The 13,939-nt window shown below is 60.3% G+C and carries 10 protein-coding genes and 1 pseudogene; 3 read left to right on the top strand and 8 right to left on the bottom strand.

All coding sequences use genetic code 11. The features are described 5' to 3' along the window. Positions 1 to 38 precede the first annotated feature (38 nt). The 8 genes and pseudogenes from LB569_RS03610 to LB569_RS03575 form a co-directional block, all read right to left on the bottom strand. Positions 39 to 1,361, bottom strand: a complete 1,323-nt coding sequence (locus LB569_RS03610; RefSeq protein WP_224691092.1) for an NAD(P)/FAD-dependent oxidoreductase — start codon at positions 1,359 to 1,361, stop codon at positions 39 to 41. Positions 1,362 to 1,550: 189 nt separating this feature from the next. After that, positions 1,551 to 1,878: pseudogene (locus tag LB569_RS03605) on the bottom strand (IS481 family transposase); the annotation flags it as partial. A gap of 62 nt (positions 1,879 to 1,940) precedes the next feature. Beyond that, positions 1,941 to 3,191, bottom strand: coding sequence for an NAD(P)/FAD-dependent oxidoreductase (locus tag LB569_RS03600; RefSeq protein ID WP_263494212.1), 1,251 nt, complete (start codon positions 3,189 to 3,191; stop codon positions 1,941 to 1,943). A gap of 115 nt (positions 3,192 to 3,306) precedes the next feature. Continuing rightward, positions 3,307 to 4,185: an ABC transporter permease gene (locus LB569_RS03595; protein ID WP_224691090.1), complete on the bottom strand. Its 879-nt coding sequence runs from the start codon at positions 4,183 to 4,185 to the stop codon at positions 3,307 to 3,309. A gap of 32 nt (positions 4,186 to 4,217) precedes the next feature. Beyond that, positions 4,218 to 5,168, bottom strand: coding sequence for an ABC transporter permease (locus LB569_RS03590; protein WP_224691089.1), 951 nt, complete (start codon positions 5,166 to 5,168; stop codon positions 4,218 to 4,220). A gap of 79 nt (positions 5,169 to 5,247) precedes the next feature. Then, positions 5,248 to 6,918, bottom strand: a complete 1,671-nt coding sequence (locus tag LB569_RS03585; RefSeq protein ID WP_224691088.1) for a peptide ABC transporter substrate-binding protein — start codon at positions 6,916 to 6,918, stop codon at positions 5,248 to 5,250. A gap of 23 nt (positions 6,919 to 6,941) precedes the next feature. Then, positions 6,942 to 8,606 (bottom strand): ABC transporter ATP-binding protein, encoded by a 1,665-nt coding sequence (locus LB569_RS03580; RefSeq protein ID WP_224691087.1) that lies wholly within the window; start codon positions 8,604 to 8,606, stop codon positions 6,942 to 6,944. A gap of 789 nt (positions 8,607 to 9,395) precedes the next feature. Next, the gene (locus tag LB569_RS03575; RefSeq protein WP_224691086.1) at positions 9,396 to 10,283 is read right to left on the bottom strand and encodes a LysR family transcriptional regulator; all 888 of its coding nucleotides are present in this window, start codon (positions 10,281 to 10,283) and stop codon (positions 9,396 to 9,398) included. A gap of 73 nt (positions 10,284 to 10,356) precedes the next feature. On the opposite strand from LB569_RS03575, the gene LB569_RS03570 reads away from it, so the two are divergent. Genes LB569_RS03570 through LB569_RS31910 form a run of 3 tightly spaced genes read left to right on the top strand, consistent with a single transcriptional unit; the run spans position 10,357 to position 13,483 of the window. Next, positions 10,357 to 11,409 carry a four-carbon acid sugar kinase family protein gene (locus LB569_RS03570; RefSeq protein ID WP_224691085.1) on the top strand — a complete coding sequence of 351 codons (1,053 nt, stop codon included), beginning with the start codon at positions 10,357 to 10,359 and terminating at the stop codon, positions 11,407 to 11,409. Next, entirely contained in the window at positions 11,406 to 12,398 is a 993-nt protein-coding gene (gene pdxA, locus LB569_RS03565; RefSeq protein ID WP_224691084.1) for a 4-hydroxythreonine-4-phosphate dehydrogenase PdxA, read from the top strand. Before LB569_RS03570 ends, pdxA begins: the two co-directional genes overlap by 4 nt. A 20-nt stretch (positions 12,399 to 12,418) precedes the next feature. Continuing rightward, positions 12,419 to 13,483 carry a cupin domain-containing protein gene (locus LB569_RS31910; protein WP_318013095.1) on the top strand — a complete coding sequence of 355 codons (1,065 nt, stop codon included), beginning with the start codon at positions 12,419 to 12,421 and terminating at the stop codon, positions 13,481 to 13,483. Positions 13,484 to 13,939 lie beyond the last annotated feature (456 nt).

Raw genomic sequence — 13,939 nt, 5'->3', positions numbered from 1 at the left:
ATTGTTGGTGCTCGTCAGGCCTGACTTCCGGCTGATCTTCAGATAGCGGCGATGTCCAGCTTCGAGCCGTCGACCAGACGCGACAGGCGGAACGGTGTAGGATCGACGCAAGGCGTGTCGTTTACGACAAGCTCTGCGGCCAGATAACCAAGCCCCGGGCCTAAACCGAAGCCGTGGCCCGAGCAGCCCGCCGCGAGGACGAGGCCCTTTACCCCGTCCACCTGCGACACCACAGGCACTGCGTCCGGCGTGCAATCCACGAAGCCGCCCCAGGCACTATCGATCTCTATATCGCCGAGTTGGGGGAAGGTCTTCCGGACACTCTCCACCACTTGGCTTACCAGCCATTTCAAGGGTGGAGGATCTAGCACGCGATTCTGTTCGAAGATCCGATCGTCGCTGGTCAGCAGCGCCGGCATTGAATCCGGCCCCGAAAGGAACGATTGGCCGATGCCGAGCCTGACGTTCTTTAGGCGACGCAAGAATTGCGGCATGAATTCCCGGCTATACCGGATAGCCTGGGGCGTGATTTCGAGGTTCGCCTTGCCGCTGATCGCAAGCGTATAGCTGCCGTCCAGTCGGCGCGTGATCGTGCAGTAGGGTGTGGAGATTGCCTCGCCTATGTTGATTGTCGGGGTGGAACGCAGCGCGGTCTGCCGGATGCTCGCTTGGGGGAAGCTGATCCCGAGCGGCCTAAGGAAGCGCGAGGACCAGGCGCCAGCGGCGCACAGCACCGCGCTGGTTCTGATGTAGCCTTTCTCCGTGTGCACGCCCGCAATCTTGCCATTGGCTAAGTCGAGCGCCCGCGCGGCGCATTCCTGGTGGATGGTGGCGCCCAGAGCTCTGGCCCCTTCGGCGATAGCCGGCGCGGCGAGCGCAGGTTCGGCCTTACCATCCCGTTCCGAATAGGTCCCGCCGACCCATTTGTCGCGCGCTTCGGGGACGCGCTCGGCCACCTCCGCCCGGCTCAGCATGCGGGTGTCGACCTCGTACTCCCTGGCGACCTCGCGCCACCTTTCCCAGCCGGCGAGCACAGCCTCGTCGTGAGTCGCAGAGACGAGACCACAGCGTCGAAATCCAAGGTCCCGATTGATATCGCGCGTCAGCTCGTTCCACAGTCGCATGGAGATCACCGAGAGCGGCAGTTCGCGCCGATCGCGGTTCTGCTGGCGGCACCAACCCCAGTTTCGGCTCGATTGTTCACAGGCGACGTGGCCCTTCTCGAGCAGAGCCACAGAGAGGCCACGCTTCGCCAGGAAATAGGCAGCGGTAGAGCCAAGGATGCCGCCGCCGACGATGACGGCGTCGACTTCGGCCGGGAGACGCTCATCGCTGTGAATGCGTTCGACTCGGGGCGACATGTTCCAACCAACCTCGGTTGCCAAGAATGCGGAAGCAAAGTTCCGATCAGCCCTTCATCGCATCGTGCGCTCGAAAGAATGTGCCGAAATCATCTAGGACTTCGCCAGATGTGCGGGTTTTTGATCCCTTGATCGATACGAACTGCGCAAGCCCGACCGAGTCCGAGTTCGGCGCAGAGCGGGGTATGGAAAGTAGCCGATCGGATAGCTCTTTAACTTCTTCTCGCCGGCCGGTCGCCTTCGACATTGTGCAAGCGGCTGACGCAGTGACGCTGCAGGCAGCGGTGCAATGACGAGGGTCTCAGATGCTGGATCGTCGGCTGCAACGCATAGAGGCATCCAGCGGGCAGCAGCGTATAGCGTCGAAAAACGGCGATGACGGCCTCGTCCTCGACCGTGAGCACGGTCGACCGGACCTCCGTCGGCCACTCGGTATATCGAGGACACAGATCCTACTCTGCAACTTCGCGACGGTCTTCTGGTTGATTCCATAGCGCATCGCCAGCGCCGTCAAGCTCCGCGGTGCCTCCAGCCGGGCCGCATTGACGAATGGTCAAAAAGGCCGTCACCCTTCGGCTGTCAGCGGCTGGCGCGCCAGAAGGCGATACGGTCCTGCAACCGATAGCCCCGGATAATCGCCGGCATGAACCACGGATTGCCCCGATATAGCGGGATGGAGGCGGGAGGCCGAAAGTCAAAGGCCGTGCGCGACTGCTCGCCATGCCCCATCAGCTTGTGGGCCGCACGCATACCGACCCACGGTGCCCAGACCACGCCCGAACCGCAGAAGCCGGTGGCGTAGACCACACCGTCCTTCTCGAAGATGCGGGGCAGCATGTCGCGGTTCATCGCCACGTTGCCGAACCAGCAGTGCGAAAGACGCACGTTCTCCAACTCCGGGAAAAGGTTCACCAGACCCTTGCGCAGGAGAAGTTTCGGGGCCACCGGATCCCCGACGCGAGAACTGTCACGGCCTCCCAGCAGAATGCGCTTTCCGTCGGGCGAGGGACGATAATAGAAACCGAGTTGCCGGTTCTCGGTGATCGTCATCAGCTTCGGCATCAGTTGGGCCATGACGTCGGGCGCAAGTTCCTCGGTCACGATGATCCGGCTGCGGACCGGAACCAGGCGCCGGCGCAGGAAGGGAGCGGCGCCGTCGGTATATCCATTTGTACAGACCAGAACTTGCCGTGCATCCACCGTCCCTGCCGAAGTCACCACGCGGAATCCCGAACCATTCCTCTCGATCGATTTGACCCGTGTATGCGAATGGACCGTCAATCCGGATGCGAGCGCCACCCGCAGGAGTTCAGCATGGAATTTTGCCGGGTGCAGCCCGCCAATATCCATCCGAACGTTTCCGCCGCGGTAGAAATCGGTGCCGATATAGTTTCGCTGTTCGGCATGCGGAACCGCATAGGACTCGATCCCCAGTTTCTTCGCCAGCCTCTCGGCGCCGCGCGCCATCTTCTCATACTGTTCATATCCGAAAGCGCCTTTGAACTGGCCGACCAGGCGGAGGTCGCAGTCTAGCTCTTCGGTCTTGATGAAGTCGTACAGGAATTCGCGCGCGATCTTGCCCTCGGCCTCGATCGCCATGGCCTTCTCTTCACCGAAGCGCCTGGTGATCGTGGCAGAATCCGGGCGGATGCTCCCGCTGGTAATCCCGCCGTTGCGCGTGGAAGCCCCCTCGCCCGGATGCATCGCATCAAATGCTGCAACCGAGCGCCCCTCGCGCGCCAGCACAAGCCCGGCCGAAAGCCCGGCATAGCCGGCGCCGACAATCACCACGTCGAGCTTTTTTGCCAGCGGCTGCCGCGGCAGCGGCATGACCGGTGCCGCTTCCCACCAGTAGGGCGTGTTCTTTTCGGCGACTTCGGGCTCTTGCACGTGACTGACTTCTCTTGGTGTTTTCAGGGTTTAGGAACGTTACCGGTCGCGGCATTCAAATATGATCATCTCGCACGTCCAGCGCGTCACGCAGTCCGTCACCAATGAAATTGAAACTGGTCACCGCGATGGTGATTGCCGCTCCGGGGATGATCGCCAGCCAGGGTGCGCTGCCTAGATATTGCTGGGCGCCATTGAGCATGTTGCCCCAGCTTGGCAGTGGCGGCTGGATGCCGTAGCCGAGGAAGCTGATGTAGGCTTCCATGAGAATGGCGCGCGCGACGGTCAAGGTCGAAGCAACGATAATTGGGCCGATGGCGTTGGGAAGGATCTCCCGAAACATGATATGCGTGCCGCTCAGCCCCAGCATTCGCCCGGCCTGCACGAATTCGCGCTCGCGGAGCGAGCGGACCTCGGCCTCCACAATTCGGGCTACTTCCATCCAGCTGGTCGCTGCGATGACGACGGTAATCATTATCGGGCTGGGTTTCAGGGCCGCGGCAAGGGCCAGCACAAGGAAGATGGACGGGAAGGCCAGAAAGCCGTCTACCATGCGCATCAGCGACGCTCCTATCCAGCCGCCGCGGTATCCAGCAATTACCCCGACGAGCGTGCCGATCAGCGTCGACAACACCATTGCGAAGAAGCCTACCAGCAACGAGATTCGTCCCGCCATCAAGAGCCTTGCCGCCAGGTCGCGGCCGAGCGGATCAGTGCCCAGAAAGTGGTGGCCCGTAAGCGGCGGAGCAAAGCGGGCCCGCAGATCAATATACAGTGAGTCATAAGGCAGGAGATGCGGGCCGACGACGCAAGCGAGGCTGAGAAGGATGATCATCGCCAAGCCGAGCAGCGCCAGGCGATGCCGCATGAAACGAAGGGCCGCGCGGTTGTTTGTCCATCGGCTTGGAGCTGCATTTGCGGTGAGAGCGGTCATATCGGCTGTCTCCTGTCGGGGAAGTTGCGCGCTCAAGCCAGTCGAATGCGCGGATCGACGATAGCGACGACAATGTCGGCGATCAGGTTTCCAAGCAGAACGAGGATAGCGGAGAACATCAGCAGCCCCATCACAACCGGATAGTCGCTGTAACCAAGGCTATCGAGGAACAAACGTCCCATTCCTGGCCAGGTAAAGACAGTTTCGGTCACCAGCGCGCCGGTCAGGACGCTGGGAAGCTGCATCCCGGCCAACGTAATCATCGGCAAAAGCGCGTTGCCGACGACGTGCTTCATCAAAATCCGGCGTTCACTCAACCCCTTGGCCCGAGCCGTCTTGACGAAGTCCTGGCTGATGGCATCGAGGGTCGCCGTCCGCATGTAGCGGCTCCAGATCGCGACATGGACCAGCGACAGCACGACACTAGGCAGGATCAGATGGTGAAGGTAGCCCAAAATCGAGCTATCGCCGATCTCGGACATATTGCCCGCGGGCAGCCAGCCTAGCTTCAAGGTAAAGATGTAGATGCCGACGAGGCCGAACCAGAACGTAGGGACCGACAATGCAACCATGGCGCCCACAGTGGCGAGATAGTCGAACAGCGAGTAGCGGCGTGTGGCGCCGCGGATTCCGATCCAGGCGCCAAGGGAGATCGCAATCGCGGTTGAGGATCCCATCAGCAGCAGGGTGGCAAAGAGATGGCTGCCAATGATCTGCAATACCGGCGCTCCGTCGCGGAAGGAGTGACCCCAGTCGCCCTGCAGCAGCCGCCAAGCCCAGTCCAGATATTGGATCCATATGGGGCGATCAAGGCCCAGCAGCCCCTTGAGACGCTCGATATCCTGCTGGGTCATTCCGGGATCGAGCCCGAATTGCGCCATCGGGCCGCCGGGAAGAAGGTTCAGAATGCCGAAGCCGATGATCGAAACGATCACAAGCAGTACCAGGCTCTGCGAGAGGCGATTGAGCAGGAAGCCGCGCATTCGAGTCCTCCATGGTGGGTTGACGATACGGTCCATTGCCGCCGCCAGGGTGAAACCGGGCGGCGGCAACGGCTTGGATTTAGGCCTTCCACTGCCAGACTGCGGCATGCCACGACGCGGTGCGCGTGTTGGGATTGGGCTCGAAGCCGTCCAGCCCCTTCTTGCGCCCGAGGACGTTTGTGTAGGCGAACAGCGGCAGGAAGGGCAGATCATGGCGCACCATCTCCTGCACGCGATTGTAGATCCCACGCCGCTCTTCCGGATCGAAGCTGCGAGCACCCTTGTCGAGCAGGGCATCGACCTCGGGATTGGAATATTGCGCGGTGTTCGAACCGTGTCCGCCTTGAGCAGCGATTGCCTTCGTATGCAGCCGGTTTGTGGCGTCGGGGTCCGCGGCAATCAGATAGGTGACGCCCGACATGGCGGTGTCGAATTGCGACTTCAGCCAGAAATCTCCCCACATGACGGCAGCTGGCAAGTTCGAGATCGTCATCTCGACGCCGATCTCGGCAAACGTCTGCTGCAAGAACTGCTGCGTCTGCTCGCGCAGGTTGTTGCCAGAGGTTGTTGAGTTGGAGAAGGATAGCCGAACTCCGTCCTTGGCGCGAATCCCATCCGGCCCTGGTGCCCAGCCGGCCTCATCAAGGATTTGGCGCGCCCGGTCCAGATTGAACTCCTGAGCCGGCAGGTTCGGGTCGTAGTAGAAGGACTCCTTCGGCATGAAACTCTCGGTGAGAGTGCCCACGCCGTAGTAGATCGTGTCGACAATCGCTTTCCTGTCCAGGGCCGCGTAGAGCGCCTGGCGCACGGCCACGTCCTTGAACTGCGGGCGGCCCAAATTCAGGAAGAACGACTCCAGGGACGACCCGGTCTCGAGTGTCACCAAACGGTCGGGCAGTTCGTGGGCTTCAGTGTAGTGGTCGGGAGTGATGTACGACTGATCGACCAGGTCAACGTCGCCGCTCTTGAACTGAGTGTAGAGCACCGTCATATCAGGAATGTATTTGAAGATGAGCTGTTCGATATACGGACCTTCGCCGGCATACTCAGGATTGGCGACGAGTTCGATATGATCTCCCGCGACGCGCTGGCTCCATTTGAATGCGCCGGTGCCGACCGGCGCCTGGTTGAATCCGGCTGCATTCGGATCGGCCTCTTTCCCCAGAATGTGCTTGGGCACCATGAAGGTCTCGGCCAGGAACGACAGATAGGGCGCAAAAGCCTCCTTCATCCGCCATGTGATCTCGGTGGGTGAAACCACTGTGATGTCCTGGACGAGCGTGTGACCGCTCGTACGCCAGGCGCGAAACTTCGGGTTCGTGATGAGTTCCAGGGTGTACTTCACGTCCTCGGCCGTGAAGGGCTCGCCGTCGTGCCAGCGTACATCGTCACGCAACCGGATGCGCCAGTTGAGACCGTCCGGCGAAATGCCGCCGTTCTTCTGGCTTGGCACCTCGGCCGCTAGATTCGGCTGAAAGACTCCCTTGGCGTCCATCCGGACCAGCGCATCGAAAACCGAGAAATGGACCGCGTCATCGACTTCGATGTGCGCCATCAACGGATTGAACACGGTCGGCTCTTGTGAAAGACCGACGACGACGCGACCGGCCGGACCTCCGGCAGGGGTCTTGGCAAAAGCGCGTTTGCCCAGCAGATTGGGCGCGATCAGGCCTGCAGCTCCACCGAGCGCCATCAGCCGCAGCGCCTGGCGTCTCGAGTAGTTGGATGTAGTCGTTGAATCTTTGGTCATGGTAGTTCCTCTCTTGTTATTTTTCATGCGTTTGCTGCAATTGGACGGGCATTGCCCGACCTCTCTCCTGGAATTGCCGCCACGAGTTGGCGCGTGTAGGCCGCTTGCGGGTTCAGGAATATCTGCGAGGGCGGTCCGCGCTCGACGATCCGGCCTTTCTGCATCACAGCGATTTCGTCGCAGATCTGGCTGGCGACACGCAAATCGTGCGTGATGAAGACCATCGACACGCCGGTCTCTCGCTGGATCTGATCCAGGAGCTGCAGGATCTGCGCCTGGATCGACACGTCGAGCGCGGAGACCGCCTCGTCGGCAATCAAAAGCTTCGGCTTGAACATCAAAGCCCGCGCGATACCGATTCGCTGGCGTTGCCCACCGGAAAACTCGTGCGGATAGCGGTCGAAGGCGCCGGCATCGAGACCGACACGGGCCAGAAGCGTCCGCGCTTCTTCGCGCGCCTGGGCATAAGGCATCCCGTGTGCCACCGGGCCTACCGTGATGATGTGGCCGACCGTTGAGCGTGGGTTCAGGGACGCGAAGGGATCCTGGAAGATCATCTGGATCCGTGGTCTTAGCGGGCGGAACTTCGCTTCGGAAAGCTTGGCGATGTCAGATCCCTCGAACAAAATCTCGCCGCCGTCGCTGTCCAGCAATTTGATCAGAAGCCGGCCCAGCGAGGATTTTCCCGAACCGCTCTCGCCTACGACCCCCAGCGTTCGGCCAGGCGCCAGTTCGAACGAAACCTCGTTCACAGCTTTCACAATTCGCTTCGCGCCGAACAGCGCGCCGCCGCCACGATAGGTCTTCACTAGACCCTCGACCTTCAGGATTGGCTCCTTGCTGGCAGGCTCCGCACGAGGGCGATCCTCGCCGATCAGATGTGGTACGGCCGCGATCAGGCGCTGGGTGTAAGGATGCTTGGGCGCCTTCAAGATCTGCTCGGCGTTGCCCTGCTCGACGATGTAACCCTTTTCCATGACCACGACACTGTCGGCGATCTCGGCCACCACGCCGAAATCGTGGGTGATGAACATCACGCTCATGCCCTTGCGGCGCTGAATGTCGCGGATCAGCTCCAGAATCTGTGCCTGGGTGGTCACGTCGAGCGCAGTGGTCGGCTCATCGGCGATCAGCACCGTCGGCTCAAGCGCCAAGGCCATGGCGATCATTACGCGCTGCCGCTGCCCGCCCGAAAGCCGGAAAGGATATTGGTGATACATGAGTTCGGGATCTGGCAACCCCACTTCGGTGAGCAACTCGATGGCGCGGTTTCGACAGGCTTGTGACGTGCCGAAGCCATGCGCGGCCATGACCTCGTCGATCTGCGCGCCCACCGTCATCAGGGGGTTGAGCGCCGAGAGTGGGTCCTGAAAGATCATCGACACGACCCGACCACGCAGGTTGCGCAGCTTGTCGGGCGACATGCCGACGATGTTCATTCCCTCCAGCTGGATCACACCCGAGGAGACGCGGATCACCTTTGGCAGAAGGCCCATGATCGCGTTTGCCGTCACCGACTTACCCGATCCGGACTCGCCTATGATGCACAGGATCTGGCCGCGTTTCAGATCAAAGGAAATGTTCTCGACCGCATAGGTTCGTTCCATGCCTTTCGGCAAATTCACCGTGAGGTCGCGCACCGAAAGCGCCACATCGTGATGAGCTACAGCCTGGATGCTTGCGACCATCTGGATCACCTCCCATTCAACCGAAGCGGATCCACCCTGTTGCGGACCGCATCATCGCCCCTTGAGCAGCAACGCGTGACCGTAGCTTCCGTAGCCTGGCCATCTCGGCGCTTCGCGCCCTGAGGCTGCGAGAGACGGATTCTACTCATCCTGGCGGCTCCCTTATGAAGCCCGGCCCCTACCGGACACTGTTCCCTTTTCTTGGAGAACTCTCCAAACAGGCAAGCTCTGCCTATCGGAGGTCCTCTGGAGCTTGCCTGCCGTAAGGAAGGGTGCCCCGTTCTTCCAGCCAGTTTGACCGTTCTGTTTCCGCAGAGTCTTCGAAACTTGGCCATCGGGCGGCACGAACTTCTGAAAAGAACGTCCGAATTGGCATTTCACTCTGTTTGGCCTGAGGATGGTAGCTGGCATAGGTGAGAGTCTGAGAGTGATTGCCCGAAAATGAATGAGCAATCACGCCAGCGGCCCGTGCCGACCTGTCCAAGGCGGGCACGGCATTCCTTGCCCCAGGAAATTTGAAGGATCCGCCGCGCCGGAATTTTCCGCATTTGAAATAGACTGGCGCCCATCCAGTCGTTGAAGGCAGGTAACAACCGGCGTCAGGTGCACGAATCCCGCGATGCGCCCATGCGATGCGTCATCTGGATGCATATAGAAGGTAGTGCGGAACCAAGCACGGCAAACTGTGCCACTTATCGAGGAACTCTACCCTGCCCATCAATGCTCGGCTGCTGCTTTTCGACGCCGGGTCGGCCACGTTCAGCTGTGCAAAGCTCGCAGGGCGCTCTTTCAAAGGTGATCTGGGCCCAGGCGGCTGAACTGCGCTTGGAGCCACTCTGCAAGTTCAAACTCCACACCTTGTAGCTCACTCGACCCCAACCATATCAACCCATATTGACTACCGTCAGGGTCAAAGCCAGCAGGCGCCGCCAGGCTTCCTCGTTCCACATCGTCAATCGCGAGTACGAGCGGACTGAGGGCCACACCCAGGCCTGCGGATGCAGCTTCGACAATCAGGGCGTGATTGTCGAAGTACCGGATTTCTGTGGGTCGACGCGCAGACGGATGGGTCTTCAGCCATTGCGCCCATGCGTCAGGTCGGGTCTTCGACCCGAGAGCGAGATAGTCGCCATGTTCGAACTCTGGCAAGAGTTCCGGCCTCATAACAGGCCCAACCTTTTCGGCAAAAAGGGGCCGGACGTTCCATGTCTCAGGCACAGTGAAGTCTAGCCGTCGAATAGCGAGATCGACCTGTTTCTTACGAAAGTCGACAAGCCCTCCACCTGCGGAGAGGTGGAGGGCCATGTTCGGATGCGCCACTTGAAGCGCCCCCAGCCGCGGAATGAGCCAACGCATGGCAACTGAAGGCTCGCAGGAGAGCACCAGGGCACTCTTCCCGGCATTGGCAGCACGCAGGCTTTGTAATGTAGCGGCCAACTCGCCGAAAAACCTGCTGAGGGTGAGGTTGAGCGTCTCGCCGGCCGGGGTGAGCCGCAGGCCTCGCCCATTCTTTTCAAACAACCTGACCCCGATGTCATTGGCGAGTTTGGTAATACGGCGACTGACGGCGCCGTGCGTGAGCGCAAGCGAGTCTGCTGCAAGCCGGACCGAGCCCAGTCTCGCTGTTGCTTCGAACGCTCGCAGGTCGTCCAGTGAAGGTATGTCTGAGCGATCCATCCGTGACAATCTATCACCGATTTCGTCAGAAACTATCGCTATTCATCCTTTGTGAGGCTTTGTTAATTGATGCATGCGCACCAATCATCAACCCAGTATAGCGGTCCTCGCCGATGACCTCACCAGCGCGGCAGATGGTGCAGCACCTTTCGTCGCCCGCGGGTTGACCGCGTCGATCGGCAGAGGCCAGCTTCCGCGCCAAGCGGAAGCGGCAGCGGTAATTGCAGTCGATAGCGGTTCGCGGTCTGCTACTCCATCGCAAGCGTTCGAGGCGGTTGATCGATTGACCGCCCGACTTGCCGGCCGTGCCGTGCTCTACAAAACAGTGGACTCCACGCTACGCGGCCACATAACGGAGGAGCTTGAAGCATGTTTTGCGGCGAGCGGCCGCAAAGCACTGCTGTTTGCACCGGCGTTCCCCCAGGCCGGTCGTACGACAGTGAGGGGCATTCAGCTTGTTGACGGCATTCCGGTCTCGGAAAGTTCGTATGGCCATGACCCCGTGCATCCCGTGCGGCATTCCGCACTAGTCGACTTGGTCCCGAGCTGCATCAAGAATGTCACGTTGCTTGATGCAGTAACACAAGAAGAACTCGACTCGCAGATTGCTGCCGTCGAGGATCCAGCGTCGATCCTTTGGGTTGGCTCTCCTGGAATGGCTGCAGCGCTATCGCGGCGTTTTGTGCCGGCGAAGACCCTACCGCCATTGCTCGATGGCATCAGTAGCGATGTCTTGGTGGTCATTGGGAGCGCAAATTTGCGCAGTCATCAGCAGGCAGATCAACTCCAGGAGTTCAGCGGCGTGATGCTGCTGCGCGGACCAAGGGCGCGCGAGGGGGACTCGGCAGCGGTGCTGCGCCGTCTGGCACAAGACGCAGCGCGCGAGCTTCAAAGCCCACGCTTCGGCGCGTTGATCGCCACCGGCGGCGACACGATGGAAGCGATCCTGGACCTTCTCAACGTCCGTGAGTTCGAGATCCTGCAAGAACTCGATCCCGGATTCCCGCTTGGTCTCGCCAGGCTTGGCGATGGGCGCTCGCTCTTGCTCGGTATGAAGGCGGGTGGCTTTGGCAGTGACGACGCTCTGGAGCGCGCCGTCGCGCGGATACGTGGAGCAACTGAATGAAGAACATTCCCCCGCTTGCTCTCACGATGGGCGACGCCTCCGGCATTGGGCCGGAGATCGTGGCGAAGGTGCTTGCGAAGGGCGGCGAACGCGTCGTCGTGTTCGGCAGCTATGTTGTCATGCAGGACATCGTGCGGCGGCTCGGGTTGAACGTCGAAGTGCGGCGCATCAATGCGGCCGATGCAGCTCAGTTCCAGCCGAAGGCAATTGAAGTCATCGACACCACCCGGATTACTGAGCCTCCTCCAATCGGGCGTATCAGCGCGATCTCCGGGCAGGCGGCCTTCGACGCCATCGTTGCAGCGATCGCAGCCGCGAAGTCCGGAGAAGTGAGCGGCATCGTCACGGCCCCGATCAATAAAGAGGCGATGGCCAGCGCGGGAATCTGCTACCCCGGCCATACCGAAATTCTGGCCGACTACGGCAGCGCCAAGCGCGTGGCGATGATGCTTGCGAACGATGACATCCGCACGGTGCTCGTCACCATTCACACGTCGCTGAGCAAGGCGATCGAACAAGGCGATTTCGACGCTCAGCTATCCGCTATCCGGCTTGCCCATGAGGGTGGAAAAGCTCTCGGCTTCGCGACCCCGCGTATCGCCGTAGCGGGTCTCAACCCGCATGCAGGTGAAGGTGGCCTCTTCGGCGACGAGGAGATCCGGATCATACGACCTGCAATCGAAGCATGCCGTGCCGAGGGGATCGATGCGACTGGCCCATATCCCGGCGACACCGTCTTCATGCAAGCACGTCAAGGCCGATTCGATATTGTGGTAGCTCAATACCACGATCAAGGGCTGATCCCGGTGAAGTATCTCGGGCTGGAAAAAGGCGTGAACATCACGCTTGGCCTGCCGTTCGTCCGTACCAGCCCAGATCACGGCACGGCGTTCGACATCGCTGGCCGGGGGATTGCAGACCAGGCCAGCTTGGAAACAGCACTTGCCTACGCCAAGCGCCTCGTGTTGGCGCAAACCAAGACGAACTAGATACGAAAGGAACCACACCAATGGGGTTACGCTTCATCTTCATGCTTACGCGCAACGACCGAACGGTTCCGGACGCCTCGCAGCAACTAAAAACCGCGCTCAGCCTCGGCGTGCGGCACATCGGGTTCAAGGATATCGGCTTGCCGCTCGAGCAGCTGAAAGGCCTCAATGCAGCGATCAGGACGGGCGGTGCAACTTCCTATCTGGAAGTCGTGTCCCTGGACCGCGAAAGCGAAATTGCTTCGGCAAGGGCAGCTGCCGAAATCGGCGTTGACGTTCTTCTTGGTGGCACGCGGGTCGACGATGTGCTGCCGATCATCAAGGGCACGGGCATCCGGTACTTCCCGTTTCCGGGCCGGATCGCCGGTCATCCGAGCGTGCTTGAAGGCGCCATCGACGAAATCGTCGAAAGTGCCAAGACGATTGCAGGGCACGATGGAGTGCATGGCCTGGACCTGCTGGCATACCGTTCGGCGGAGAACGTGCCCGAGTTGATGAAGGCTGTCTGCGCTGCAGTCGCCAAGCCTGTCTACATTGCAGGGTCGATCGATACCCCTGAACGAATTGCAGTCGTGCAAAGCGTCGGCGCAGCTGGTTTTACGATTGGGACTGCGGCTTTGGATGGTAAATACCCGGCCAATGGCAATGACCTACCAAGCCAACTCAACGCAATCATTCGCGACGTCGCTGCCCTGAACAAGCACCTTTCGCCAATTCACAAGAAGAATTTGTCAATTGAGTTTGCCGGGCTGCGTGCGCCTTGGGACCCTAAAGTCGAGGTGCATCTCAACAACATGCAAATCAAGGTCGTCATGATTAGGGGAGCCTCTAGCTGGTCATTTCGACAGAACGACGATCAACTGTTTTTTGTTCACGGGGGACGCCTTCTGATGAAATTTCGTGACCGTGAAGAGATCATCGAACCCGGAGAGTTCATCGTCGTCCCGTATGGCGTTGAGCACTGTGCGGTGGCTTTGGGCGAAGAGGGATGTGAAGTGTTGCTGACAACTACACCCGCTCTACCCTGCTACCCACCCGCGGGAACTGATCTCGCTCGCTCTGAGCGATCCCACTTGACTGCTTAGCACGACGGTACCGACTGGGTTTCAGTGAAATCATGGCGCAACGCGCAGGAGCAATCGTGACCGTGGCTATAGTGCAGCATCGCCCCGACGGCGCACCATGTGCAACCTCAGCTTCATCCTGGCCGCAGGCTTTTCCGGGCACGGCTTCGGATTGACCCCTGCGTCGGCCACCCGATCGCGGATCTTGCCACCGGAGCCGAACCTATCGTCGACCCCGGTCCGTATTGACCGGAACGCTTTAGCAACTCGGCATGGGGCAAGGTCGCTGAGTTTTAGGCCTCACACGCAACGACCTTCACATGAGATGGCTTTGAGGCTTCAGCCTACCTCCCTCCGCAAGGTGGGAGGCCCGAGCTTTTCACGCAACAATTGCATTTCCCAAGGGCCGCTAACCGCAGGATATTCCGTCCAGGCGCACAACTCCGCAGCCTGTCTATTCTCGGCGCAGTTAGAATG

The organism is Mesorhizobium sp. BH1-1-4, from assembly GCF_020165665.1.
GTDB lineage: Bacteria > Pseudomonadota > Alphaproteobacteria > Rhizobiales > Rhizobiaceae > Mesorhizobium.
Note: the sequence above shows the minus strand (reverse complement) of the source record. Positions and strands in the feature narration are given on the sequence as shown.